Source organism: Algoriphagus zhangzhouensis (genome assembly GCF_900148515.1).
Lineage (GTDB): Bacteria > Bacteroidota > Bacteroidia > Cytophagales > Cyclobacteriaceae > Algoriphagus > Algoriphagus zhangzhouensis.
In genome coordinates this window covers 443,582-467,289 of the sequence record NZ_FRXN01000001.1, presented here as the reverse complement: position 1 = coordinate 467,289, position 23,708 = coordinate 443,582, and the positions used below count along the sequence as shown (strand labels likewise).

Below are 23,708 nucleotides of genomic sequence, written 5' to 3'. Positions count from 1 at the left end.
TTATTTCAATTATTTTGCCTTTATAAAGACTACCCTATGAATAAATACTGCTTGGGATTGGGAATGCTTTTATTTGCAGCCAACCCCATTTTAGCCCAAAAAAATCAAGTCAAAAAATCCTTTAAGGACAAAGAGGCAATTGCTGATTTCACCTATTTGGCTTCCGACGAATTGATGGGAAGAGACCCTGCTAGACCAGAAATCGTAAAAGCATACACATACATTGCCAATGAGCTTGAAAAAGCCGGTGCAAAACCACTTGCCGGAGCCAATGGTTATTATCAAGATATCCCCTTCCGACTTTCTGCTCCTCCGACAAAAGGAAGTGTTCAGTTTGGAAAAACCACTTACGAACAAGGAAAAGACTTATTGGTTTTAGATGGTAAATCTATTGATGGAACCTATGAATTGGTTGATGTTGGTTTTGGTCTAGCAGAAGATTTGGAAGGAAAAGATTTGAAAGGGAAAATCGCTATCTCCAATGTGGGAGCCCCTAACCGATTGGGTCCTGCTGATCTTTTTTCATTAGGAAGAGAAAAAACAGCTTTGGCTAAAGAAGCTGGAGCTATTGCTTTGATTGAGCGATTCAATGTTCCTTCTGTTCCATGGCAAATGGCTGCAAATTACTTGAATAGAACCACGCTAGGAATCGATCAAGGTGCCAGTTCGGACTTGCCTTACATCTGGGTGAAAGACTTAGACAACACCATCAGAACAGCCATGAGCCAAGATAATCTTTCTAGCTCTACGCTTCAGATTGAAGGAAAAACTTCCAAATCCATTGAAGGAAAAAATGTCATAGCCTACATAGAAGGTACCGACCCTGCTTTGAAAGATGAATACATCATGCTTTCAGCTCACTATGATCACGTGGGCGTAGGAAGACCAGATGCAGAAGGTGATTCTATTTACAACGGAGCGCGAGACAATGCAGTGGGAACTGTTGCTGTGATGAATGCTGCTAGATATTTTGCTAAAAACCCTCCTAAAAGATCCATTTTGTTGGCTCTTTGGACAGCTGAAGAAAAAGGATTGTTGGGTTCAAGATATTTCGCTGAAAATCCATTGCTTCCTTTGGATGAAATTATCTATAACTTAAACATTGACAATGGCGGTTACAATGACACTTCAGTGATCACAGTAATTGGTTTAGGAAGAACTACTGGTGACTTCCACATCAACCAAGCCGTGTCTGAAATGGGATTGGAAGCAATTGCAGACCCATCTCCAGAGCAGGGTTTGTACGACCGTTCCGACAACGTAAATTTTGCCAGAAAAGGAATTCCAGCACCGACCTTTTCCTTAGGTTTCCGCGCATTTGATGATGAAATCCAAAAGTATTATCACAAGCCAGGAGATCACGTTGACAATTTCGATTTGGACTACGCAGTGAAATATTGGAAAGCATTTATCCTTTCAGCTGAAATGATTGCTAATGATCCAAACCAACCAACTTGGGTTGCAGGAGACAAATACGAAGAAGCAGGAAAAATTCTTTACGGCAAATAATAATTGCCGACCTAATAAACTGAAAGCAAGTCATTTGATGGCTTGCTTTTCTTTTTGCCCAATAATCTCAATATTCAATCCTTGCAAAAACATATTCCAATGAACTGGTCCTTTATTCCATTTTTTCTGAGCTTATTTTCTCTGATTTCCAATCCGGAATCTCAAAACCATACTTTTCAAAATCCAGTTTTTGAACCTGTTTTAGCAGACCCAACAGTGCTAAGAATTGGGAATCAATTTTATGCCTATGGGACGGAGGACAATTGGGCTGAAGAAGGTGGGTATCATTTGGTTCCGGTTTTAAAATCAACGGATTTAATCAACTGGGATTTGCAAGGAGACTCCTTTGAATCTAAACCCAGCTGGAAACCTAAAGGCGGAATTTGGGCACCAGATGTCACAGAGGTAGATGGTCAATATTACATGTATTACTCTTTTTCGACTTGGGGAGATCCAAATCCAGGAATCGGGTTGGCCATTTCCAAAACTCCAAACGGTCCTTTTATTGATCAAGGGCCGGTATTTACTTCAGAAGAAATTGGAGTAAAAAACTCCATTGATCCCTTTTATTGGGAGGAAAATGGAAAGAAATATCTGATATGGGGAAGTTTCCATGGCCTTTATTTATCTGAGCTAACTGAGGATGGTAAAAAGGCTATTGGAGAAAAAATCCATTTAGCGGGAAATCATTTGGAAGCGTCTTATATCCACTTTAGAAATGGCTTTTACTACTTATTTGGCTCGGCAGGAACTTGCTGTGAAGGTGAAAATAGCAGTTACAGAGTTTTAGTTGGAAGAGCAAGCAAGTTAGAAGGACCATATTTGGACCAACATGGAAAATCTCTGTTGGAGGGTGGATCAGGAACTTTGGTCATACAAGGAAATGATCAAGTCGCTGGGCCGGGACACAATGCAGAAATCATCACAGACGATCACAATCAAGATTGGTTACTATATCATGGGATGGTGCGCACCAAAGCCAGACTTTCCAATGGAGCTAACCGAAGATCACTATTCCTGGATCCAATCCAATGGGAATCTGATTGGCCAACAATCCTAAATCAATCGCCCAATTTGGAAGAACAAACCGCTCCTTATTTCCAAGAATGATTAGAAAAGCATTCCTGCGATGGTAGCAGTCATCAAACAGGCCAATGAGGCAGCCATCAATGATTTCAAGCCCAATCTACTCAAATTCCCCTGCTGATTGGGAGCAATGATGCTGATCCCTCCCAACTGAATTGCAATGGAGGAGAAATTGGAAAAACCACAGAGAGCATAAGTAGCAATCACAATGGATTTCGCAGATAGGGATCCAACTTCCTTCATTTCTGAAAGGGATAAATAGGCTACAAACTCATTGATCACAGTTTTCTGCCCCAATAAACTTCCAACCTGAAGGGTATCATCCCACTCCACCCCGATTACCCAGGCGAATACCCGGAAAATCTGACCAAAAATGTATTCCAGTGAGAATCCATCAAATTGACCATTGGTTGAACTTGCCACAAAGGCATTCAAACCGGTAAACTCTCCAATGACACCTGCTAAAACATAATTAATAGCTGCTATGACAGCGATAAATGCCAAAAGCATTGCTCCTACATTCAAAGCCAGTTTAAGACCGTCAGAAGCGCCGATGGACATGGCGTCTATCAAATTGACTCCCAAACTCTCTTTATTAACCTCCAACTTATCCTGAATCAATTCTTTTTCTGTCTCAGGTATAAAAATCTTGGATAACACAATCGCTGCAGGTGCATTCATGATACTTGCTCCCAAAAGATAGGCTGCAAATCTACTTTGCTCCTCTAAACTATCTCCTCCCAAAAAAGCCACATATCCAGCCAAAACACCCCCTGCAATGGTTGCCATTCCCCCTGTCATCAAGCACATCAATTCGGATTTACTCATTTGAGGGATAAAAGGTCTGACAAGCAATGGTGCTTCCGTTTGGCCTAGAAAGATATTCCCAGCAGCTGATAAACTTTCAGGACCGGAAAGACGCATGGTTCTAGCCATCACCCAAGCAATGGCAAACACGATTTTTTGAAGAATTCCCAGATAATACAATCCTGCAGAAACCGTTGAGAAAAAGACAATTGTAGGCAATACCTTAAAGGCAAAGATGAATCCGTATGTATCCCCAGCTAAATCTCCAAAAATGAACCTGGCTCCATCTTCAGAGAAACTCAGGAATTTCACAAAACCATCGGAAAGTAATGAAAAGCCAGAAGCTACGATAGGCACTTTGGTGATCAAAAATCCAAAAATCAATTGGAGTGTGATTCCTATTCCAACCAATCTCCAATCAATCTTTCTTCTGTTGTTAGAGAATAAATAGGCAACACCTACGATGACAAGTAATCCGAGGACTCCTCTGATATAATCCATGCGTTATTGTTTCAAATAAAGCGCTAAAAATAGGGAAGTCAAGGGCAAGAAAAAAGTCCTGATTTCTCAGGACTTTAAATTGATTAGTTTCTTTTATTGATTTCGTCTCGAATTCTTGCGGCTTTCTCATAATCTTCATTGGAAATCGCCTTATCAAGCATCTGGTTGAGTTTGTCAAGACTATAATCTTTCAATGAAGGTTCCTTTTTTGTTGGAAACTTTTGTGCCGGTTCAGGTTTGCTGGTTTGACTTTCTTGTCCTTCTACTTCATAATGCTCGACTGCACCTTCTGACATGGCTTTTTCACTACAGAAAATAGGACAGCCAAAGCGAATCGCAATTGCAATTGCATCCGAAGGTCTGGCATCAATTTCAGCATCGATCCTTTCGCTTTTACATTGAATTTTGGCGTAGAAAACACCCTCTTTCATATCTGTAATCACAATCTGATCGATGTCAAAATTAAATCCATGAGCAAAGGATTTGAAAAGGTCATGAGTCATAGGCCTGTTCGGGATGATTTTTTCAATCTCCAGAGCAATAGCCTGCGCTTCAAACATTCCAATGACAATCGGTAATCTCCTGATTCCCCCTACCTCTCCCAGCACCAGAGTAAAAGACCCTGATTGGGAATGGTTGGACGAAAGGCCCAAAATCTCAAGTTCTATGAGTTTCTCCACAAAAATTTAAAGTTCTGCTTTAAGTGCTTCGTTTAATTTAGGAACAACCTCAAATGCATCGCCAACAATCCCATAATCAGCAGCTTTGAAAAATGGAGCTTCCGGATCCTTGTTGATTACGACTATACATTTAGAAGAATTGACCCCTGCAAGATGCTGAATCGCACCTGAAATTCCTATTGCGATGTACAAACTAGGGGCAACTTTCACTCCTGTTTGTCCAACGTGCTCATGATGAGGTCTCCATCCCATGTCAGACACTGGCTTAGAACAACCTGTGGCCGCTCCCAAAGTTTTCGCCAAATCTTCGATCATTCCCCAGTTTTCAGGGCCTTTCATTCCACGACCTCCAGACACTACAATATCAGCTTCCGGTAGAAGCACTTCACCGGTTGCTCTTTCTGTAGAAACAATTTTTGAAGCAAAATCAGAATCAGGAATTGACACTTCCAAAGCTTCAACAGCAGCATCTCCACCATCTGTCTTCAGATCAACCGCATTTTTCTTCACTGCCAAAATTTTATTGGCTGTTGTCAAGCTAGTTTCAGCAAATGCCTTTCCAGTATATATACTTCTTTTCACCAAGTATCCACCATCTGTATTGGGCAATTCTACTACGTTGGAAACCAAACCTGCCTTGATTTTAATTGACAATCTTGCAGCTACAGCATCTCCCAAAGAAGACTTTGCTAAAACAACTGTACTTGCACCTGCTTTTTCAAAAGCTTGAGCCACCGCAGTTGCATGCGCTTGGATCACTCCTGCATCCAATCTTGAATCAGAAACCTGCAAAACTTTTGCAGCTCCTGCTTTTCCAACAGCAGCTAATTCAGCCTGGTCAATAGCTCCCAATGCCAAAGCTACTACATCTCCCTCTCCTGTTTTTGCTGCCAAAGCATTTGCAAAGGAAACCGCCTCTAAGCTGGTTTTCTTCACTTTTCCTTCGGCATGTTCTATATATACTAAAACGGACATATTCTCTTGATTTATCGTAAGTTATTAAAAATTGCTTAAAGTACTTTTGCTTCGTTTTTCAACAATTTCACCAACTCAGACACATTGTCTTTGTCGATCAACTTCACTGCTCCTTTAGCTGGAGGAAGCTCATACTTTACAGCAACTGCTTGGGTTTCTTCGGATACTGGTTCCACTACATTCAATGGCTTGGTTCTAGCAGACATAATCCCTCTCATATTTGGAATTTTCCACTCAGCGATTGGTTCCTGACATCCTGCAATCAAAGGCAAAGAAGCTTCAACTACCTCTTTTCCTCCCTCAATTTCTCTTGACATAGTCACAGAAGTACCATCCAAATCCAATTTCATAACTGGAGAAAATGAAGGCATTCCCAAAATCTCTCCAACCATTCCATGGACCATTCCGCCATTGAAATCGATTGATTCTCTACCCATCAAAATCAAATCATATCCTCCTTCTTTTGCATAGTGAGCGATTTGCTCAGCTACGAAAAAAGAATCCTTTGGACTGGCATTAACTCGGATCGCCTCATCGGCACCGATTGCCAAGGCTTTTCTTAAAGTAGGTTCCGTTTCAGATTCACCTACATTCAAAACCGTTAATTTTCCACTGGTTTGATCTCTCAATTCCACAGCTCTCGCCAAGGCATAATCATCATATGGTCCAATAATGAACTGAACCCCAGTCGTATCAAATTTGGTATTGTCGGCAGTAAACTGAATCTTGGAAGTAGTGTCCGGCACATGGGTTATACAAACAAGAATCTTCATTGGTTTCGGATTAGATTATTTTAGTTTTATTTCGCGTGAAAATAACAGTCATCCCTTAATTAAAAAAACAATTCATGGGCAATTTAGACCGGATAGAGCTACTCCGACAATTTATTTCAGAAGAGCCAGAAAACCCTTTCAACATTTATGCATTGGCCCTGGAGCTTCAAGAAAGTGAACCTAAGGAGTCTCAGAATCTATTCGAGAAACTCTTGATTGAATTCCCAGAATACCTTCCAACTTACTATCCAGCAGCACATTTCTTTGCAGAATGGGATGATTTAGAAAAGGCGCAAGAAACCTTCGAAAAGGGTATCGAATTGGCTAAAACCAAGCTAGAAACCAAGACGTTACAGGAGCTAAACAATGCATATCAAAACTTCCTTTTTGAAAACGACCTAGACTGATCAAACTTTGAATTGCTCAGGAAAATGCTTTGGTTTCAATTCTTGAGCTCCAGCCTGAAATCCCAAATCAAATAACTGCTTGCAGTTCTTGGCATTATCCATTGCAGCCAGATTTTCAGCATCTTTCTGCGTATAGGGTTTCTCTGGTTTAAAGCGCTCATTCAAATCCACCGGATCCAAGAACACATTATAGCGCAGGTAGTGGATCAATCCTTTCTTTCTACCTGGTTCATCACTCAAAATATCATCTTCCAAAGCGGTGACCTCGGAATCAATTTCAACACTGGTCGGTGAATTGGAAAGCCACTGGAGTATTTGTTGGTTTTGCCAGCTTGCATCCTGCATAAACATCTCAGGAAGATTTGCAGCCCAATTCAGCAAAGTGCTTTTTCCAATATTTTTGGGAAGCTTTTTCCAGCGAGTCATTCCTGTTCCAACAGAGACGATCATCAGATTGTCCTCTCCCATTTGCCATCGGTAAGGAAATCCTTTCAAAGTCGCCACCATCAGGCATTGGAGAGCTGGATTATTGGCCATACTGACACCTCCATCCACAAAGGCAGCAAACCCGTTATCTCCTCCTACTTCAATGGATTGCGGCAAAAAGTAGGTTGGCGCTGCAGCACTGGCCCTGACACATTTCCAAATGGGAATGGCCTTGTTATTTCCATTGCCAGAATCGTAAAACTTGCCTTTTGGATGATTATTAAGTGGCCAGACTGAATTTGTATCCGCTCGTTTGGCAACAATTACCAAGGCGGTCTTGACTGCTTCCTGATCTCCCAATAAAGTATCGCCAAACACGTTTTGAAGTTCCTTCACCAATGCCTTATCATCATACTTTGCTTTCAGCAAATCATCAATTTCAAAGATCCTGTACCACTTATATTTCTTTCCAAAAATCTTGGTTCCCAATTCAAAATACTTGTCTTTGATTTCATCTACACTCATTCCTTTAGCCAAAGCCGCAGCAATAATTGACCCTGTACTTGTCCCTCCAATCATATCAAAATATTCACAAAGCAACATTTCCGGATTGTCATGTTGCTTTCTGATAATATCCTCTAGATGCTTGAGATACCCGAGTGTCAAGGCTCCCCGAATTCCGCCTCCATCCAATGCGAGAATCCTTTTCTTTCCTGTTTTTGCATCAAATTTTTCAGCCAGAGTTTTCATAAAAATTCTTTTAAATTGGTTAAAAATTATTCCTATTCAATTTAGTAAATTGAATTTCAGTACTTTAATTCAAAGCCAATTTTTATGCAAGTTTCTCAAAAACAGATGCTGGAGCACTTCCTTCCAATTTTTAAAAGTCAAGGGAAGCAATACCAAAAAACTTCTTTGATCAAAGCCAAAAAGGCGATTGAAGGTGAAACCATATTGACTAAAACTTCTGATGGTGTAGAAACCAAAAACACGGCTCGAAAGGGAGATTACTTGGTAGAAAATCAGACTAGTTCTTCTGAATTGTATTTGGTCAGAGAAAACTCTTTTGAGAAGCGCTATGAAATGAAAGAAGCTTTGGAAAAAGGTTGGGCCACTTATCAATCCAAAATCACCATCTGGGCCATTGAAATTTCAAAGGAGGATATTGCCAAATTGGGTGAAAATGAAGAAATCTGTTTTGAAGCCTCTTGGGGCGAATCAATGATCTTAAAGCCAGGTGACTTTTTGGTGACTTCACCGGATTTTGATGAAGTCTATAGAATTGCCAGAAAGGAGTTTGGAGAGACTTATAGAGTGGTTTAGTTCCTAATCTCCCTCGTTCATGCCTTCACGAACGATTTGTTACTAAACAAGGTCAGAAACCCACTTGTTTATTTGAGCTCTTTGGTCCTAAAATGATCCGTGGAGACCTACCTTCCGTAGGCAGGCACAGATCAGGACGAAGGTACTTTTTGTATTTAAAAAGTACCATAAGGTCTTTAAGGAACTAATACAATCTTACCCATTTGCTTACCATCCCTCATTTTATCAAAAGCTTCTTCAGCCTTTGCGAAAGGAAAAATGGCATCTACTATGGGCTTGATTTGATAGTTTTGAACGAAAGTCAACATATCATCAAAGTCTTGATCAGAGCCCATGGTGCTGCCCATGATTTTAATCTGATTCCAAAAAATTCTCCGAGCTTCTAAGGTACTTGGATTACCTTGAGTTGCTCCATAAATCACAATTCTACCCCCTGGCTTAGCTACTTTGATCAAATCATTCAATCCATCGCCAGAAGCACCATCGATGATTACATCAAAACCTCCAACCTCAGCATTGGCATTATCAACCCATTGGGAATCTCTGTAGTCGAAACCACCCTTTGCACCCAATGAAATTGCTTTTTCCAATTTCGCAGGACTACTGGTTGTGATATAAACTTCAGCTCCTAGCCCCAATGCAAATTGAGCTGCAAACTGGGCTACTCCTCCCCCAAATCCTGAAATCAGGACTTTTTCAGTGGCTTGGGTTTTGGCCTGGTACATTATGGCTCGATAAGCAGTCAAGCCTGCCAAAGGCAATGCTGCTGCTTCCTCAAAATTCAGATGATTGGGTTTCGCATGAACTCGGTCGGAAGCAACTACCACTTCCTCCGAAAGGGTCCCGTCATGTGGCGTACCCATGATCAAAAAATCCTTCGATTGAGCCTCTTGGTTTTCTCCCCAATTCATCGCAGGATTGATGATCACCTCCTGACCTATTTGAAATCCTTTCACATCAGATCCCAACTCAATAATTACTCCAGACCCATCCGAACCCAAAATCACTCCAATGGTCAGATTGGGATATTTCCCCTGTCTACACCATTCATCTCGGTGATTTAATGCCGCAGCTTTGATTTGGATACGAACCTGATCCGTCTCTAGAGATTTGGAAGGGACTTCCTGGTATGAAATTTTACTTTTTGAATCTAGATCGAGGACTATTCCTTTCATTTTAAAAATCAGTTGGCTTTGATTCCGAATTTAACAAATCATCCAGGTCATCATTGGCTTTAGATTGCATTTTGATGGTTCTTCCTGAGTCAAAATCTCCAGCTCCGCTGGATTGTGACGCAAATTTATTCCCATACATAGGCTCTGCTGGATTCATGGCTGGAGCTCCAAAACCACCGAAATTATCCAAATCTGTAAATCGTGTAAATCGACCGATAAAGCGAAGTTTTACTGTATCCAAAGAACCATTTCTATGCTTGGCGATGATAACTTCGCCGACTCCTTGAGTTGAGTTATGCTCTTCATCCTCAGTGATACCATAGTATTCCGGACGATAAAGGAACATTACCATATCCGCATCCTGCTCGATGGCTCCTGATTCCCTCAAATCCGATAGCTGAGGTCTCTTATCTCCTCCCCTGGTTTCTACCGCACGGGAAAGCTGAGAAAGTGCAATCACAGGAATCATCAATTCCTTGGCGATTTTCTTCAGGGCTCGGGAAATACTCGCGATTTCTTGTTCACGGTTTCCACCTCCGCTACTTTTTGAGTCTCCGGACATCAACTGCAAGTAGTCAATTACAATCATTTGAATATCGTGCTGGGCTTTTAGCTTTCTAGCCTTAGCTCTCAATTCCAAAATGGACAATGCCGGTGTATCATCAATGAAAAGCGGTGCTTTGGAAAGCTTGGCGGTTTTATGTACCAATTGAGCCCATTCATGCTCTGCCAAAGATCCTTTTTTGATTTTTTCAGAATCCAATTCAGCTTCAGATGAAATCAAACGATTCACCATCTGAACTGAGGACATTTCCAAAGAGAAGATAGCAACAGGCTTGTTGTGATCAACAGCGGCATTTCTCAAAACCGAAAGTACAAAGGCCGTTTTACCCATCGCAGGACGGGCAGCGATGATGACCAAATCTGCTTTTTGCCAACCGGAAGTCACCCTATCCAATGCAGTAAAGCCTGAAGGAACCCCTGTCAAACCATCTTTTTGATGCTTCTTGGATTCCAATTCTGCAAATGCTTCACGCATGATGGATTTCATATCCGCATAGTTTTTACGGATGTTTTTCTCAGAAATCTCAAAAAGTGACTGTTCCATTTTATCCAAAAGTTCAAAGACATCTGTGGTATCCTCGAAAGCGTCTTTTTGGATTTCGGAAGCAATACTAATCAGTTCACGCTTAATTGCCTGCTCGGTAATGATTCTTGCGTGATATTCGATATTGGCCGCTGAGGCAACTTTCGAAGTCAATTCGGTCACATAGAATGCTCCACCGGCTACCTCCAAAGTACCATTCCTTCTCAACTGTGCAGTTACAGTCAACAAATCGATCGGTTGAGATTCGGTAAAAAGGTCCAAAATGGCCCTAAAAATTACTTGGTGAGCGTCTTTATAGAAAGATTCTACCTTCAGAATATCAATTACATTGGTCAAGGCATCCTTTTCCAACATCAATGCGCCCAATACAGCTTCCTCCAAATCAACCGCTTGAGGTGGTACTTTTCCCATGCTATTGGGTGCACTGTAATTCCCTTTTTTTCTATTGTTTCTCTGAAAGTCCGTCTTCTCGCTCATACAACAAATGTATCTCCTTTAAGTCAAGAGTTTTAAACAAGTTTTACAATACTTATCAACAAAAATCAATCCGATTGATACTCAGGATCATTTATAATATACGCCATTTCGATATCCACGGAACATCGAGCACAGCATGGCCCAGCTAAAGTGCCACAACATCTCTGAAAGAGGAATATTGGCGATTTTAAAACCCAAAATAGGCTCATCCAACATTCCATATTTGTCCCAGAAATCAGGAAAAAGAATATTAAAATTGATGTAATAAATCAAAAAGGATATCGCTAGCGTAGCAAAACCTGAAATCAAGGAAAGGCCAATCAAATCAGGTCTTTGAATCCAGATATAAACAGAAAGCAAAAAGAAGGTCAAAAAGGTCACATAACCGGAATGAATCCCAAGACCGATGCTAAAAAGGGTCAAACTTCCACAACCCAATAAAAACAGGACAAAGAAATTCCAGTTTTTGGCAGGAGTTTGCTTATCGTAATTAATCTCCTTTTTAGTAAAAGAAGAATGGATATACCCTCCCACTCCAAACAAGGCAAAGCCGATGATATAATCTTCGATCCCGACCATACCTTCTCCAAACAGCGTCGGAGGTCTCCAATAATCCCTGAAATACCAAACCTCAGCTATCACTCCCATAATCCCACCAACTGCACACACTTTGATCATTCCGCTCTTCCACGGGTTTTTCCAATAAACAATCGCCCAGGCGATCATATATAAAAGTGATAAGATTAGGTAGGCGTATTTGTCTGGCAGCATTCTTGAAAAATTAAATTCGCATGCGAAAATACAGAAAATGACAAGGCCTCAAAAAATTGGGAAGCAATTCAGCTTTTTCCAAATTCGGCCGTTTATTATTTTTAAGTTTGAACCCAGAATACCAAACCAACACCATGAAAAATTTCCATTTTATCGCAATTGGAGGTGCTGTGATGCACAATCTAGCTTTGGCACTTGTCCAAAAAGGATATCATGTCACAGGATCTGACGATGAAATTTACGAACCTTCCAAAACCCGATTGAATAAGGCAGGAATTCTTCCTGAAGAATTTGGCTGGTTTCCTGTAAAAATACACGAAGGATTGGACGGGATTATTCTGGGTATGCACGCCCGAATCGACAATCCTGAATTGGTAAAAGCCAAAGAACTGGGGATTCCGGTTTATTCTTTTCCTGAATTCATCTACAATCAAAGCAAGGATAAAAAGCGCGTAGTTATTGCCGGATCACACGGTAAAACCTCCATAACTTCCATCATCTTGCATGTTCTGAAAGATCAGGGAGTGGATTTTGACTATTTGGTAGGTGCGCAGATCGAAGGTTTTGATCTGATGGTACGTCTCTCTGATGCACCTGTTATCATCATCGAAGGAGATGAATACCTAACTTCTCCCCTTGACAGACGCCCTAAATTCTTCCATTACAAGCATGATATTGCTTTGCTTTCTGGGATAGCCTGGGACCACTTCAATGTTTTCCCCGATTTTGATGAATACAAAAATCAATTCAGACAATTGATTGATATGACACCTGAAGGCGGTGAATTGATTTACTGTGAAGCAGATCCTTTGGTCAAAGAAGAATCTGAAAGCAGTGAAATGAAAGGAAAAAAGAATCCATATCAGGCTCATCCTGCTGAAATCCGAAATGGAAAAACAGTTCTATTGACTTCACAGGGAGAAATCCCGATTCAAATATTTGGAGAACACAATCTTCAAAACCTGTTGGGTGCCAAAAAAGTATGCGAAGCTTTGAGTTTGACCGAAAGTCAATTCTATGATTCAATCCAGTCTTTTAAAGGTGCTGCCAAAAGAATGGAATTGATTAAAGCGAAGGAAGACAGAGCTTTATATCGTGATTTTGCCCACGCCCCATCCAAATTGAAAGCAACAGCGAATGCTGTCAAATCCCAGTTTCCGGAACGCAGGTTAATAGCGGTTCAGGAACTCCATACCTACTCATCTTTGAACAAGGATTTCCTTCCCAATTACGAAGGCACGATGGACTCCCCGGATGAGGCAATTATCTACTTGAATCCACATGCAGCAGCCATGAAAAGATTGGAATTGATGGATGAAGAAACACTGAGAAATGGATTTAAAAGGAAGGATTTGAAGCTATTTACTGATAGTCAGGCTTTAAAATCGTACCTTTTGGAAAAAGATTATACTAACACGAATCTGCTGTTGATGAGCTCCGGAAACTATGACAACATGGACTTGGAAGGCATCAAAGCAAAATTTGAATAAAATGGATTTAAACTTAAAGAACGCAATTGCATTTTTCGATCTGGAAGCCACTGGTACCAATGTGGGAACCGACAGAATCGTCGAGATTTCCATCGTCAAGGTTCATCCAGATGGCGGACAGGAAATATATACTAGACGAATTAATCCGGGAATTCCTATCCCTCTGGAGTCCTCTTTGATCCACGGGATTTATGACAAGGACATCAAAAACGAACCTACTTTCAAGGACTTGGCCAAAGATATCCATCAATTTATCGGGGGAGCTGATTTGGCAGGTTTTAATGTCTTGAAGTACGATATCCCTTTATTAGTTGAGGAGTTCTTGAGAGCTGGAATTGATTTCGATCTGGACAAACGAAATCTTTTGGATGCCCAGAAGATTTTCCATTTGATGGAAAAAAGAAATCTGACCGCTGCCTACAAATTCTATTGTGGTAAAAAGTTGGAAAATGCCCATAGTGCAGAAGCTGACACTTTAGCTACTTTGGATGTTTTCAGAGCGCAAGTAGAGAGATATATCGGAGAAGAAGCAGAAGACTTGCAGGGAAATAAGCTTGGAGTTTTTGAAAATGATATGAAGAAAATCCATGATTTGGTCAATGAAAAAATGGTGGATTTGGCCGGTCGTTTCATCTTCAATTCAGAGGGTGTGGAAATCTTCAATTTTGGCAAGCACAAAGGCAAACCAATCGAGCAGGTTTTCAAAGAAGAACCAGGTTATTATGATTGGATGATGCGTGGCGATTTCCCATTGGATACCAAAAGAAAACTAACTCAAGTGAAGCTAAGAGGCTTTAATAACAGGTAGTTATCTTTAAGTTATTTGATATTAAGCTATAAAGTACAAAGCCGTAATCTTGATAGATTTCGGCTTTTATTTTTATAATTGCTGTTAAGGCAAATTGAGAGCTGTAGTTATTCAGGAGGAACTAAACTATTGAAAATTGCCGAGGAACAAATCATTTTAGCTAAACTCAAATTTTATTAGGTCACTCCAATATAGTGCATAACTATTGAACCTAAAATCATTAAAGCATAGAATCTTGCCCACCACACTAACCTAGAGGACTTATAATACTTATTATAAAATTGAGAAAATACCCAACCTATTAGACCAGATGCTATAAATTGAAAAACAACACCACCAAATGCTTTTGAAAGATCGTCTATATTTAAATATACTTGTACAACAATTGAAAAGAAAGTTAAAACTATTATATATCTAAATTTCTTCATTATCGATCTCTTTTTTTAAATACCCCTTTAAGAAAGATCAAATTTCCTATTTCGATAGAAAAAAACAAATTGGATGTAGTCAATTAAACTAATCATCCGTTTCGCCTTTCCCATTTTTAACTTTTACTTGGACACTATTTCCATCATAAAAATCTTCTTTTGATGAAAAATGACCTGTGCTTTCTAAAAAATCTTCGTCCAAATCCCAAACCTCTTCTAATTCAAAAAGATAAATAGCATACCCCCAAACATCATTTTCGTTCTTTGATTTTCCCAAAACTAGGCCCGTTAATCCCATAATACCTTTACTTTTAGTAAAAGAAGAATCTTTTAACAATACGATTTCATAATAATCAAATCTAGCCTTCAATTTTACTTTTCAATTTTAATAAACAAAAATCTAACTTCTCTTCTTTTTAGGCTTCAAATAATCAGGAATAGTCTCCCAACCATTCTGAGGAGGCATTACGGAAGAAGGTACCTTTATATCATAAAGAATTCCAAAAAAGGAGGGGTCATCAACAAAGTAATAACCCAATCTCCTTTCCCCTTTTTGAACTTGTTTACAATCAAATGAAAAACACACTTCTTTAATTGTTTCTCCATCTACCAAATAAAAAACTTTCATTCCAGTACCTTTACTATCATAATACTTCTCATAGAAATTAATAACAGTATATCTTATTTCCGAGGTATATCCAATGTAAGCTTTATAACAGAGATTCCCGAAAGCCCATGCTAATAACAATCCAAAAAATAAATAGGCCCATCTTAACTCTTTTTCTGGAACCTTATAATTCTGTAGGCCGTTCTGCTTTCTTATCATAACATGATTTAAAGATATAATTGAAAAGCCGAAATCTTCTCAGACTTCGGCTTTTCGCTTTGATAGGTTCATTTGATTATTGTGGATTATAGTATTTCAATGCCTTATCCATATTGGCATTCAATCTTTCGATTCTTCTATCTGGACCCGGGTGAGTAGAAAGGAATTCAGGTGGCGCTTCTCCCCCAGCTGAAGACATTCTTTCCCAGAAGATCGGTGCTTCACGAGGATCATATCCAGCCATCGCCATAAATATTAATCCCAATTCATCAGCTTCCAATTCGTGCTTTCTGGAGAAACTCAACATTCCCAACTGAGAACCCATACCCACAGATTGTAGAAAAATTTGCTGGGTCATAGTTGGATTTTGTCCCATTGCAGTAGACAAAACACTAAGCCCCATATTGGCAATCAAGCCATTTGACATACGTTCTCTAGCATGGGAAGCAACCGCGTGTGCTACCTCATGGCCCATAACCACAGCGATTCCAGTTTCATTCTGAGTTACCGGCATGATACCCGTGTAGAAGGCAACCAGACCACCAGGCATACACCAAGCATTGACCTGATCCGACTCCAAAAGGTTAAACTCCCACTCAAAGGTTTCCACCAATTCTTGGTAGCCTTCTTGGATCAAAAAGGCCTCTACGGCAGCAGAAATGCGTTTTCCTACCCTTACGACGCTTTGACCGTCTGCGGTATTTGTCACGACTTTGTTCTCTTTCAACACTTGATCATATTGCTCCTCCACCAAAGGCATGATTTCGGCATTATCCACCATAGCCAATTGATTTCTACCTGTTAAAGGAACTTTTGCACAGGAATAGACCACTAAACCTGTCAACAATAGGATGATGATTTTTTTCATGATTCTAAATTTTATTTGCTTTTAAAAATCCAAAAAGGATACCAGCTTCATGATGCCAAGCAAAAATTCGTATTTTAAATGATATTATTATTCTATGGAAACTAGCGTAACCACCACAAAATTGACAAAAGAAAGACTGGAATACCAGAAGAAAATGACAAATCCACTAATTTTTTGGTTTGCCATGCTTTTCAAACTTCCGTCAGCGGTTTTCTGGAGATTGAAAATCAAAACTTTGGATCAAAATAAGTGTGAGGTTAGCATCCCCTATTTCTGGAGAAGTCAAAATCCTTTTCGTTCGATTTACTTTGCCGCCTTGGCTGGTGCAGGTGAATTAAGTACCGGGGCCTTGTGTCAAATGGCAATTGCAGGAAAAGGAAAATTCAGCATGTTGGTAGTAGATTTTAAAGCAGAATTCCACAAGAAAGCTGATCAAAAGATATTGCTCACCTGTGATCAGGGACAAGAACTCTTTGCTTTGATCGATTCAATGGAAGTCAATGATACAGCGACGCTGACAATGGTTTCAACTGGGAGGAACCCTTCTGGTGAAATGGTTGCCAGATTCTTTATCACCTGGTCTTTTAAAAGAAAATCCTAAAAGGAGAACTCGGTTTCAAAACGAAAAAACTCATCCAAACTTTTCTTGACTTTGGCTTCTGACCAATCTAAAAATTCGTGACTCTGGTGAAACTGATTGAATTTGATCACTAAATCATCCCATTCCTGAGAATCCAAATCGTACTTTTCCATCATTTCCTGCTGAACAGAATCTGATTCAATCACCTGATAATATCCTTCACGTCTGGAATGCCAGATTTTCTTCTTTTCGTATTCCCGGGCTTGTCTAGCCTTCTTGGTGAAATAAGAAATTGGTCCACTGATCACCACCCCGCCATTGGGGTCATCCTCTTTGAATCCAGCCAAAACCTCTCCCTTTCTAGAAGGCAAATCAGCTTCGTTTTCATCTTTGAGAACCAATCGGCCATCTTTCATTCGGTAAGAATAAACATTCCCCTGAACTTCAAATGTGGGTAGAAAACGTGCCATATCCTGTAATTGGATCATGAGGAACCTCTCACTTCCCAAAACTACTTTTTGCTCAATAAAGCCCGGAAAACTCAATCTAAGTGTATCTCCTAAAGTGGCTTGGATGGAAAAATATCCTCGTCCATTGGACTTTACGGTTTCTTTTCCACCTATAACTTGCACATCTACACCTTCCAAATAGCCCTTATCACTGCTATCCAGGATATTCCCTGAATAGGTAGTTTGCCCATAAAGGCAAAACCCAAAAGTCATAAAAGCAAAGAGGAAGATGATTTTTTTCACGCTCAAAAATAGAGAATGCTGAGTTTTTGGAATTCTTTTTCAGGTTAAAAGACCTTAATCGAGAAATTTATTCGACACTTTTCAATTGATCAGTTCCTAAAAATTCTGGTTTCTCAGTTCTATACCAGGTTCTATTGCTTGGGATCTTCATTCCATTGGTTTCTGTCAATCCTTCCAAATAAATAATCTCTCCTACCTGATTGGGTTCATCTTTATAAAATTTATAGGCTTCCATTTGGAAGGTTTCTGGATCTAAATAGAAATACCAGATATCCTCTTCATAGGGAACGCGCACAACCTTATAGGTTTTGCCCTTAATTTCTTCTTCAGCGACCTCAGAATCGATTTGCGTACCCGGATCTTGCAATTTCATAGGAAGACCCCAGAGATAGGTATAGTAATTTCGCATTCTCAGTGCTCTTGCATCCTCAACCTCACCTTCAAGCACAGAAACAGAATCTTTGATCACCTCATATTCCAATCCTTCGATCCAGTATTTCATCTTTGATTTTGAGTTATCCAGAGTGACCTTATAAAATCGGGAATCTCTTCCTGGAGGTAGACTATCCTGAAAAACGAATGTTCCTTCAAAACTCCCCCAATTGCCTTTTGGGTCATGAAATTCAATAGATTTCTTGATCAACTCAGGTCCAGTCAATACTCTATCTGAGTCAGATTGGCATGAGCTAAATCCAAATGCTACTATCAATGAAAGAAATATTTTGAAGGTCTGCTTCATTGTGATGGTTGTTTTTTTTCCAATCTACTTAATTTGGCGCAATGAATCCGACCCTGACGCGTATTGCTCCTACTCCGAGTGGTTTCCTCCATTTGGGAAATGCCTATTCTTTCTTATTAACCAAAGCATTGGCAGAAAAAACGGGAGCAAAAATTTTATTGAGAATTGACGATCTGGATCAGGAGAGATATAGACCGGAATTTGTTGAGGACATTTTTGAATCTTTGGATTTTTTAGAAATACCAATCGAGAAAGGGCCCAAAAACAGGAAAGAGCTGGAAGAAGAATGGTCTCAAAAATTCCGGATGGATAGCTATGAATCCGCTTTGGACCAACTCCGAGAAAAAGGTATTCTATTCGGATGTAATTGCTCCCGAAAGAAAATCTCGCAAATGAATTCCTCCGGTTATTATTTAGGACATTGTTTGGGAAGAAATCTTTCATTGGATAAGCCAGAAATAACTTGGAGGATTAATTCCCTTGAAAGTGATTTGGTCAGTATCATTCAATACCCCGACAAAAAAGTTTGGGAAGTGATTCCTCAGGATTCTTCTTTTTTTATTGTGAGAAAAAGAGACGGGCTTCCCTCCTTTCAATTGACTTCTGTGATTGATGATTTAAGGTTTGGCGTTGATCTGATCGTTCGTGGGCAGGATTTATATGGATCCAGTTTGGCTCAGAGTTTTTTAGCCGAAACGCTAGGATTACCTGATTACCAAAAAATTCAATACTTCCACCATCCTATTCTCAAAGGGCCTAAAAAGAAAAAACTATCCAAATCCGATGGTTCTACCTCTCTTCAGTTTTTACGAAAAGAAGGAAAAAGCCTGAATGATGTCTATCAACTCATTGGAGAATTTTCAGGAAAACCCATTGAGAAGTTTGAAGATTTCCAGGAGTTGATTCCGTAAATGGGAGCTTTTTTGAATAGCGATAATCAGTCTGGCAGTGTATATCAAAATTCACTAAAATTAAACTAGTATAAGACTGGTAAAAAAATTTATTGGACTTTTGAAAGACCAAAAGTCCACAAAAGTCTTTTGCCTGAATTGGCTTGAAAATGCCTGCGGACATTTTCTGCCGAATTGGTTCAAACGCTAAAAATCGCCGGATTTCCGAACAAGTTCGGAACTAGTCGATTTTCTTAACGCTTGTTGACCTCAATCCGTCACCAGCCACTTCAAGGCATATCGTCCAGTTAATATCACGTGTTAATTTTTAGACTATTAGAGAAACGGATCAACTTAATTTAAATCGAGAACATCAATTTTAGTCTGGATCCGCCTTCCAGTTTTGGGTGTTAAAAAATCAATTGTGAGAAATGGAAATTAGGAGGCTTGTTTGACGAAAATTTTGTTACTGCAAACTTCAAGTTTAGACAAGAGTCAATGCAAAATTGAGGAGTTTGCCGACGTGTGGGGAGGAAATTGATTTTAACCCAAAAATGGACAGCGGTGGGTTTTTTGGTCCTTTTTCACCTATAGGAAAAAGGACGGAAAAATATAGTTAGATGCATGTCATTTCAAAGAATAATACCTACTGAAAAAAGTGGTAAAGGTATAGCCGTGAAACACAAAAAAAGCCCCGAATTGCTTCAGGGCTCAATTTTTTCATTTTCAGAAAGATTATTAATACTTAGCTGGCTGATCAGGCTTAACCATTGAGTTTTGGATGAATTGACGGATATCTTCATTGGAAGTAGCCAAGTCCTCTGCTCTCAAATACATCATATGACCTGAACGGTACCCTTTAAATGAAATTCTATCCTTCAACTTACCATTTGAATCGATTTGCCAAGTGCTATACTTCGCATTGAAGAAATCTGTTCCTCCATCAAAGTATCCAGACTGTACCATCAAGTTCAAGTAAGGATTTTGTCTCATAGCTGTACCCAAATCATAACCAGTTCTTTCATTAGATCTATCCCAAGGGTGAACAGGGCCGAAAAGGTTATAAGTCAAATCAGTTTCGAATCCTAAAACCTCTCTTGCATACATGTTGAAAGCTGGTGCAAAAGCGTGATTCCAACTAGTCAATGCAGGATCAAAATCGTAGCGATCACCTGCATCCATGCTATCAAAACCTTTGTATCGGCTATCCAGACGACCTACAGTCATTCCTTCATCGCGAAGCAATTCTTTCCAGAAGAAACTGGTAGGAACCATCAAATTATGAGCTAAGATTGATTCTTTGCTGATACCAGAATAACGAGCCATTTTAGCTGCAATCGCATCTTTTTCAGAATCAGAAAGGCTACCTCCTTTGGTCATCGCAGGAAGGATCTCATCAACAGCCATCTTTTCAACCACTGAAATAATATCATCTAAATCCTGACTTTGAAGGTCAGCTGGCAATTGACCATGATACCATGCTGTAGCAGCATAATAAGGCCAGTAATTTGCCATTTTCACAGGACCATCTCTATCAATACCCATATCGGTCGGAGACACTAAGATGACTCCGTTGAAGTACATCCAATGTGCATTTTGCAACTGGGAAACCAAACCAGCAACTCGAGTGGTACCATAACTTTCACCAATCAAATATTTTGGAGAAGCCCATCTACCAGCACGGGTTACAAAAGTGTTAACCCAATCAGCCAGGTATTTGATATCTGAATTGATTCCAAAGAAAGTGGATCTTGGAGTTTTCTCAGGATCCAAAATTCTTGAATAGCCAGTATTAACCGGGTCAACATAAACGATGTCAGCCACATCCAAAATGGAATTTGGATTGGATTTGTAACCATAAGGCTGCACAGGATAACCTTCATCGTCGATGTTCAAAATAACCGGTCCAGTATAAGCCAAGTGCATCCAGATAGAAGCAGATCCAGGACCTCCATTGAAGGAAATCACCAATGGTCTGGTTTCCTTATTGGACACGTCCGTTCTTTCATAATAGGTATAAAACAAAGATGCGATAGGATCTCCATTTTCATCCCAAACAGGCTGGGTTCCTGTGATTGACTTATAAGGGACTTTTTTACCCTTTATTGTCGTTTCGTGGGTTTTCTCAATCTGAGTTTCTACTGGAATCTTTCGATCTTCCTGAGCCATTGCCACAGTCATTCCAAGGAGAAACAAAGCGGATAAGTAAATTTTTCTCATACAGTTTAGTGATTTTGAGGAAAGCTAAACTGAATGCCTAAAAAATGCAGGTGCTTTTACACCAATGGGGCTAACTTTTGCTCTCTGAAACCAATCTGGCAATCACCACCGCTGGATATAGTATTCCGATGGTACTTAAAAATACAGCAAGCATTCTGGACATCACATTGACTGGGTAAAGTTCACCAAATCCAACTGTCGTCAATGAAACCAAACTGAAATAAATGTATTGACTGAAGTCCTCATCTAAGCCCTTTAAGTTCAACTCTCCTGAAATACTATGACCTACAGTCAGATGGATAATTTCAAAAACAAAAGCTCCCAGAATAGCCAAGCAGAGATAGACATTAATGGCACCGATGACCCTGTAAACATTGATTTCTCGATCCCTAAACAGGAGTCTGATATTCAAAAAAATAAACACCATCATATTGGCGATCCCCACTATCCTTTCGGTTAGGTAAAACTCCACAGGGAAATTTGAAAACCTCAAAATCCTGAGGATCAATTGCGTAACAAACAGACCCGTTGTCAGAAAAACCAAGAATTTTTCCCTCGTAGACCAGATTCCTGTGAAGAATAAGAAAAGGAAGACCATATTGACAAATACCATGTCTATATGGCCATATTCAATCATAATGGGTAAGACAAAGACTGTAAAAAGTAAAATCAATAGCAATAAACCGAAACTGGCATCTGTGAGCCAATAATCGGTAAAGTGCTTAAAATACCTTCCGTAAGTCCTCTTTTTCCCTAATCTTTCTACCATATTAATCCAATGTCATGGTACCTGTTAAAACTGAAACTGCCTTTCCTCTCAATATCACGCGATCATCCTGTTTTTCCAAATCCAACTTCCCTCCTCTATTACTAGCCTGAAATGCTTTTAAGTGAAGTTTTCCGGTTTTTTGATACCAATAATCCATCAAGGCACAATGTGCAAAACCAGTGACTGGATCTTCAGCAATACCTACATTCGGACCGAAAAATCGAGAAACTATATCAAATTCACCATCTCCAGCAGCAGTGACTATAAAGCCTTCCTCACTGTTATCGGCAATTTCCTGCATAACAGGCTCTAAGGTTTTCACAGCATCTTCTGACTCCAATTCAAAAATCCAATTCTTTCTCAATTGAGCGGCAGCAAGGATTTTCTTCCCAAATAACTCATCCTTGAAAACTGGATGTGTATCCGTGAAAGTTGGAAGCAAAGGAAAATTCATCTCCAGCTGATCTCTATGGCTTTTCACTTGAAGTTCGCCACTGAGAGTATGAAAATGGATCGTTTCACCCGACTGAGCCCAATTGTTTCGTAGCATCCAAAATGCAGAAGCAAGTGTTGCGTGTCCACAAAGATCAATTTCCAAAGTTGGAGTAAACCAACGAAGGGAAAAATGACCTGAAACTTCCTTTTTTTGCACGAATGCAGTTTCACTCAGATTCATTTCCATGGCAATTTTCTGCATGGTTTCAGCTGACAAGTCTTGTTCTAAAAGACAAACAGCTGCTGGATTTCCGCCGAAAACCTCATCGGTAAATGCATCAACTACTCCAATTTCTAGTTTCATGAGTATCTCTCTTTTAGAATATTCAAATGATGGATAAAGTGACCCGGAATAATCCAAAACAAGGCTCTAGGAGTGATTGGAGAACCATTAGCGGTTCCTTCATTGTCCAAAACATCTTCTCTCAATGTCTTAATCATCGTTACCAAGGCTTTCCTTTGAGCGGCAAAATCTTCCAAAAGCAAATCAATCTCTACCGAGCCGAATCTAGCATTTAATACATAGGGATCTTGATCAAACCCCGGTAAAGAAGAGCGTTCACCACGAGCAAAACACAAAGCTCTGAAGGTCATGATTCTCTCTGTATCTATCACGTGACCCAAAACCTCTTTCGGAGACCATTTTCCTTCTTGGTAAGGTTGATTTTCCCAATCTTCAGGTTTTTCTGCAAAGAGATCTTTCAGCTCCTGAACTTGAGAATCTATTAACTCACAATAATCGGTATCGGTGATCAAATCTAAGTAAGTGGAATAAAAGGCAGGGTAATCGCCTTTGTTGGGGGTTAAGAAGGTATTCATGTAAAA

Annotated in this window: 25 protein-coding genes; 8 read left to right on the top strand and 17 right to left on the bottom strand. The window is 39.8% G+C overall.

The window, feature by feature from the left end; all coding sequences use genetic code 11:
• Positions 1-36 precede the first annotated feature (36 nt).
• Positions 37-1,509, top strand: coding sequence for a M28 family peptidase (locus BUF13_RS02020; protein WP_073570075.1), 1,473 nt, complete (start codon positions 37-39; stop codon positions 1,507-1,509).
• Between the two features lie 99 nt (positions 1,510-1,608).
• Complete coding sequence (locus BUF13_RS02015; protein WP_073570810.1) at positions 1,609-2,619, top strand: family 43 glycosylhydrolase; 1,011 nt, start codon at positions 1,609-1,611, stop codon at positions 2,617-2,619.
• On the opposite strand, the gene BUF13_RS02010 is transcribed toward BUF13_RS02015, so the two are convergent.
• The 4 genes from BUF13_RS02010 to BUF13_RS01995 all read right to left on the bottom strand — a co-directional run bounded on the left by BUF13_RS02010 (position 2,620) and on the right by BUF13_RS01995 (position 6,331).
• The gene (locus BUF13_RS02010) at positions 2,620-3,903 is read right to left on the bottom strand and encodes a NupC/NupG family nucleoside CNT transporter (RefSeq protein WP_073570074.1); all 1,284 of its coding nucleotides are present in this window, start codon (positions 3,901-3,903) and stop codon (positions 2,620-2,622) included. It lies immediately after the preceding gene.
• Positions 3,904-3,986: 83 nt separating this feature from the next.
• Complete coding sequence (locus BUF13_RS02005; protein ID WP_073570073.1) at positions 3,987-4,583, bottom strand: bifunctional nuclease family protein; 597 nt, start codon at positions 4,581-4,583, stop codon at positions 3,987-3,989.
• A gap of 6 nt (positions 4,584-4,589) precedes the next feature.
• Positions 4,590-5,558, bottom strand: coding sequence for an electron transfer flavoprotein subunit alpha/FixB family protein (locus tag BUF13_RS02000; RefSeq protein WP_073570072.1), 969 nt, complete (start codon positions 5,556-5,558; stop codon positions 4,590-4,592).
• A gap of 35 nt (positions 5,559-5,593) precedes the next feature.
• Positions 5,594-6,331: an electron transfer flavoprotein subunit beta/FixA family protein gene (locus BUF13_RS01995; RefSeq protein WP_073570071.1), complete on the bottom strand. Its 738-nt coding sequence runs from the start codon at positions 6,329-6,331 to the stop codon at positions 5,594-5,596.
• Positions 6,332-6,405: 74 nt separating this feature from the next.
• On the opposite strand from BUF13_RS01995, the gene BUF13_RS01990 reads away from it, so the two are divergent.
• A complete protein-coding gene (locus BUF13_RS01990; RefSeq protein WP_073570070.1) occupies positions 6,406-6,738 on the top strand; it encodes a tetratricopeptide repeat protein in 333 nt (110 codons plus the stop codon).
• Here BUF13_RS01990 and BUF13_RS01985 read toward each other — a convergent pair whose 3' ends face one another.
• The gene (locus BUF13_RS01985) at positions 6,739-7,914 is read right to left on the bottom strand and encodes a patatin-like phospholipase family protein (protein ID WP_073570069.1); all 1,176 of its coding nucleotides are present in this window, start codon (positions 7,912-7,914) and stop codon (positions 6,739-6,741) included.
• A gap of 84 nt (positions 7,915-7,998) precedes the next feature.
• On the opposite strand from BUF13_RS01985, the gene BUF13_RS01980 reads away from it, so the two are divergent.
• Complete coding sequence (locus BUF13_RS01980) at positions 7,999-8,487, top strand: hypothetical protein (protein WP_073570068.1); 489 nt, start codon at positions 7,999-8,001, stop codon at positions 8,485-8,487.
• 176 nt (positions 8,488-8,663) lie between these two features.
• On the opposite strand, the gene BUF13_RS01975 is transcribed toward BUF13_RS01980, so the two are convergent.
• From BUF13_RS01975 to BUF13_RS01965, 3 genes are all read right to left on the bottom strand, one after another.
• Complete coding sequence (locus BUF13_RS01975; protein WP_073570067.1) at positions 8,664-9,662, bottom strand: zinc-binding dehydrogenase; 999 nt, start codon at positions 9,660-9,662, stop codon at positions 8,664-8,666.
• Between the two features lies 1 nt (position 9,663).
• Entirely contained in the window at positions 9,664-11,247 is a 1,584-nt protein-coding gene (gene dnaB, locus BUF13_RS01970) for a replicative DNA helicase (RefSeq protein WP_073570066.1), read from the bottom strand.
• A gap of 87 nt (positions 11,248-11,334) precedes the next feature.
• Positions 11,335-12,018 carry a lycopene cyclase domain-containing protein gene (locus tag BUF13_RS01965; protein ID WP_134204298.1) on the bottom strand — a complete coding sequence of 228 codons (684 nt, stop codon included), beginning with the start codon at positions 12,016-12,018 and terminating at the stop codon, positions 11,335-11,337.
• A 134-nt stretch (positions 12,019-12,152) separates the two neighbouring features.
• Here BUF13_RS01965 and BUF13_RS01960 point away from each other — a divergent pair, with 134 nt between their 5' ends.
• Entirely contained in the window at positions 12,153-13,508 is a 1,356-nt protein-coding gene (locus BUF13_RS01960) for a UDP-N-acetylmuramate--L-alanine ligase (RefSeq protein ID WP_073570064.1), read from the top strand.
• A 1-nt stretch (position 13,509) separates the two neighbouring features.
• Positions 13,510-14,316 (top strand): 3'-5' exonuclease, encoded by an 807-nt coding sequence (locus BUF13_RS01955; RefSeq protein WP_073570063.1) that lies wholly within the window; start codon positions 13,510-13,512, stop codon positions 14,314-14,316.
• A 516-nt stretch (positions 14,317-14,832) separates the two neighbouring features.
• Here BUF13_RS01955 and imm31 read toward each other — a convergent pair.
• The 3 genes from imm31 to BUF13_RS01935 form a co-directional block, all read right to left on the bottom strand.
• Positions 14,833-15,114, bottom strand: coding sequence for an Imm31 family immunity protein (imm31, locus tag BUF13_RS01945; protein ID WP_073570061.1), 282 nt, complete (start codon positions 15,112-15,114; stop codon positions 14,833-14,835).
• 30 nt (positions 15,115-15,144) lie between these two features.
• Entirely contained in the window at positions 15,145-15,570 is a 426-nt protein-coding gene (locus BUF13_RS01940) for a hypothetical protein (protein WP_073570060.1), read from the bottom strand.
• 76 nt (positions 15,571-15,646) lie between these two features.
• The gene (locus BUF13_RS01935; protein ID WP_455423376.1) at positions 15,647-16,441 is read right to left on the bottom strand and encodes a M48 family metallopeptidase; all 795 of its coding nucleotides are present in this window, start codon (positions 16,439-16,441) and stop codon (positions 15,647-15,649) included.
• A gap of 151 nt (positions 16,442-16,592) precedes the next feature.
• Between BUF13_RS01935 and BUF13_RS01930 the strand changes: the two genes are divergently transcribed.
• Positions 16,593-17,039, top strand: coding sequence for a DUF4442 domain-containing protein (locus BUF13_RS01930; RefSeq protein ID WP_243839679.1), 447 nt, complete (start codon positions 16,593-16,595; stop codon positions 17,037-17,039).
• Here the strand turns inward: BUF13_RS01930 and BUF13_RS01925 are convergent.
• Both BUF13_RS01925 and BUF13_RS01920 read right to left on the bottom strand, forming a co-directional pair.
• On the bottom strand, positions 17,036-17,770 hold the full coding sequence (locus tag BUF13_RS01925; RefSeq protein ID WP_134204296.1) for a peptidase associated/transthyretin-like domain-containing protein: 735 nt from the start codon (positions 17,768-17,770) through the stop codon (positions 17,036-17,038). The two genes, BUF13_RS01930 and BUF13_RS01925, sit on opposite strands and share 4 nt — an antisense overlap.
• Before the next feature lie 67 nt (positions 17,771-17,837).
• Positions 17,838-18,509 carry a DUF6503 family protein gene (locus tag BUF13_RS01920; RefSeq protein WP_073570056.1) on the bottom strand — a complete coding sequence of 224 codons (672 nt, stop codon included), beginning with the start codon at positions 18,507-18,509 and terminating at the stop codon, positions 17,838-17,840.
• A gap of 41 nt (positions 18,510-18,550) precedes the next feature.
• Here BUF13_RS01920 and BUF13_RS01915 point away from each other — a divergent pair, with 41 nt between their 5' ends.
• Positions 18,551-19,420 (top strand): glutamate--tRNA ligase family protein, encoded by an 870-nt coding sequence (locus BUF13_RS01915; RefSeq protein WP_073570055.1) that lies wholly within the window; start codon positions 18,551-18,553, stop codon positions 19,418-19,420.
• A gap of 717 nt (positions 19,421-20,137) precedes the next feature.
• Here the strand turns inward: BUF13_RS01915 and BUF13_RS01910 are convergent.
• From BUF13_RS01910 to BUF13_RS01895, 4 genes are all read right to left on the bottom strand, one after another.
• On the bottom strand, positions 20,138-21,619 hold the full coding sequence (locus tag BUF13_RS01910; protein ID WP_073570054.1) for a S10 family peptidase: 1,482 nt from the start codon (positions 21,617-21,619) through the stop codon (positions 20,138-20,140).
• 70 nt (positions 21,620-21,689) lie between these two features.
• Positions 21,690-22,388 carry a potassium channel family protein gene (locus tag BUF13_RS01905; protein ID WP_073570053.1) on the bottom strand — a complete coding sequence of 233 codons (699 nt, stop codon included), beginning with the start codon at positions 22,386-22,388 and terminating at the stop codon, positions 21,690-21,692.
• Position 22,389: 1 nt separating this feature from the next.
• Positions 22,390-23,187 (bottom strand): PhzF family phenazine biosynthesis protein, encoded by a 798-nt coding sequence (locus BUF13_RS01900; protein ID WP_073570052.1) that lies wholly within the window; start codon positions 23,185-23,187, stop codon positions 22,390-22,392.
• Entirely contained in the window at positions 23,184-23,702 is a 519-nt protein-coding gene (locus BUF13_RS01895) for a DinB family protein (protein WP_073570051.1), read from the bottom strand. Before BUF13_RS01895 ends, BUF13_RS01900 begins: the two co-directional genes overlap by 4 nt.
• Positions 23,703-23,708 lie beyond the last annotated feature (6 nt).

What these genes read in the sequence shown, in the direction of transcription:
- BUF13_RS02020 (WP_073570075.1), top strand. Translation starts at nt 37, where the DNA reads ATGAATAAATACTGCTTGGGATTGGGAATGCTTTTATTTGCAGCCAAC.
- BUF13_RS02015 (WP_073570810.1), top strand. Translation starts at nt 1,609, where the DNA reads ATGAACTGGTCCTTTATTCCATTTTTTCTGAGCTTATTTTCTCTGATT.
- BUF13_RS02010 (WP_073570074.1), bottom strand. Translation starts at nt 3,903, where the DNA reads ATGGATTATATCAGAGGAGTCCTCGGATTACTTGTCATCGTAGGTGTT.
- BUF13_RS02000 (WP_073570072.1), bottom strand. Translation starts at nt 5,558, where the DNA reads ATGTCCGTTTTAGTATATATAGAACATGCCGAAGGAAAAGTGAAGAAA.
- BUF13_RS01995 (WP_073570071.1), bottom strand. Translation starts at nt 6,331, where the DNA reads ATGAAGATTCTTGTTTGTATAACCCATGTGCCGGACACTACTTCCAAG.
- BUF13_RS01990 (WP_073570070.1), top strand. Translation starts at nt 6,406, where the DNA reads ATGGGCAATTTAGACCGGATAGAGCTACTCCGACAATTTATTTCAGAA.
- BUF13_RS01985 (WP_073570069.1), bottom strand. Translation starts at nt 7,914, where the DNA reads ATGAAAACTCTGGCTGAAAAATTTGATGCAAAAACAGGAAAGAAAAGG.
- BUF13_RS01980 (WP_073570068.1), top strand. Translation starts at nt 7,999, where the DNA reads ATGCAAGTTTCTCAAAAACAGATGCTGGAGCACTTCCTTCCAATTTTT.
- BUF13_RS01975 (WP_073570067.1), bottom strand. Translation starts at nt 9,662, where the DNA reads ATGAAAGGAATAGTCCTCGATCTAGATTCAAAAAGTAAAATTTCATAC.
- dnaB (WP_073570066.1), bottom strand. Translation starts at nt 11,247, where the DNA reads ATGAGCGAGAAGACGGACTTTCAGAGAAACAATAGAAAAAAAGGGAAT.
- BUF13_RS01965 (WP_134204298.1), bottom strand. Translation starts at nt 12,018, where the DNA reads ATGCTGCCAGACAAATACGCCTACCTAATCTTATCACTTTTATATATG.
- BUF13_RS01960 (WP_073570064.1), top strand. Translation starts at nt 12,153, where the DNA reads ATGAAAAATTTCCATTTTATCGCAATTGGAGGTGCTGTGATGCACAAT.
- BUF13_RS01955 (WP_073570063.1), top strand. Translation starts at nt 13,510, where the DNA reads ATGGATTTAAACTTAAAGAACGCAATTGCATTTTTCGATCTGGAAGCC.
- BUF13_RS01940 (WP_073570060.1), bottom strand. Translation starts at nt 15,570, where the DNA reads ATGATAAGAAAGCAGAACGGCCTACAGAATTATAAGGTTCCAGAAAAA.
- BUF13_RS01930 (WP_243839679.1), top strand. Translation starts at nt 16,593, where the DNA reads ATGACAAATCCACTAATTTTTTGGTTTGCCATGCTTTTCAAACTTCCG.
- BUF13_RS01920 (WP_073570056.1), bottom strand. Translation starts at nt 18,509, where the DNA reads ATGAAGCAGACCTTCAAAATATTTCTTTCATTGATAGTAGCATTTGGA.
- BUF13_RS01915 (WP_073570055.1), top strand. Translation starts at nt 18,551, where the DNA reads ATGAATCCGACCCTGACGCGTATTGCTCCTACTCCGAGTGGTTTCCTC.
- BUF13_RS01910 (WP_073570054.1), bottom strand. Translation starts at nt 21,619, where the DNA reads ATGAGAAAAATTTACTTATCCGCTTTGTTTCTCCTTGGAATGACTGTG.
- BUF13_RS01905 (WP_073570053.1), bottom strand. Translation starts at nt 22,388, where the DNA reads ATGGTAGAAAGATTAGGGAAAAAGAGGACTTACGGAAGGTATTTTAAG.
- BUF13_RS01900 (WP_073570052.1), bottom strand. Translation starts at nt 23,187, where the DNA reads ATGAAACTAGAAATTGGAGTAGTTGATGCATTTACCGATGAGGTTTTC.
- BUF13_RS01895 (WP_073570051.1), bottom strand. Translation starts at nt 23,702, where the DNA reads ATGAATACCTTCTTAACCCCCAACAAAGGCGATTACCCTGCCTTTTAT.